General features: G+C 68.3%; 1 protein-coding gene. It reads left to right on the forward strand.

All coding sequences use genetic code 11. The features are described 5' to 3' along the window. A partial coding sequence (locus tag G8O24_RS42505) for a response regulator (protein WP_188108414.1) occupies positions 1-867 on the forward strand: 867 nt, incomplete at both ends.

Raw genomic sequence — 867 nt, forward strand, 5'->3', positions numbered from 1 at the left:
AGGCGCTCGGCGCCGCCGGCTCCTCGGCCCATGACATGGGCGACGACAATGCCGCGCATCACATCGGCTCGGGCGAGCAGACCACCTCGCTCCTGGTGTTCCGCGCCGGCTCGTCCCAGCCCAAGGCGGTCCCGCTCGGCCTCGTCACGCGCCTGGAAGAGCTGCCCGCCGACAAGATCGAGTTCTCGAACGGCCGCTACATGGTGCAGTACCGCGAGCAGCTGATGCCGCTGGTGGCCATGGAGGGCGTCACCATTGCCAGCCAGGGCGCCCAGCCGATCCTGGTGTTCGCCGATGACGGCCGCTCGATGGGCCTCGTCGTCGACGAGATCATCGACATCGTCGAGGAACGCCTCAACATCGAGGTCGGCGGCTCGGCCAGCGGCATCCTCGGCTCGGCCGTGATCAAGGGCCAGGCCACCGAAGTGATCGACGTCGGCCACTTCCTGCCGATGGCGTTCGCCGACTGGTTCACCCGCAAGGAGATGAAACCGTCGATGCATTCGCAGTCGGTGCTGCTGGTCGACGATTCGGCGTTCTTCCGCAACATGCTGGCCCCGGTGCTGAAGGCGGCCGGCTACCGCGTCCGCACCGCGCCGACCGCGCAGGAGGGCCTCGCGGCGCTGCGTGCGCAAACCTTCGACGTGGTGCTCACCGACATCGAGATGCCCGACATGAACGGGTTCGAGTTCGCCGAGACGATCCGCTCGGACAGCAATCTCGGCGCGATGCCGATCATCGGCCTGTCGGCGCTGGTGTCGCCGGCGGCGATCGAGCGCGGCCGTCAGGCCGGCTTCCACGACTATGTCGCCAAGTTCGACCGTCCCGGTCTGATCGCGGCGCTGAAGGAGCAGACCGCGGGTGCCG

The sequence above is a fragment of the Bradyrhizobium campsiandrae genome, from assembly GCF_014529705.1.
Taxonomy (GTDB): domain Bacteria; phylum Pseudomonadota; class Alphaproteobacteria; order Rhizobiales; family Xanthobacteraceae; genus Bradyrhizobium; species Bradyrhizobium campsiandrae.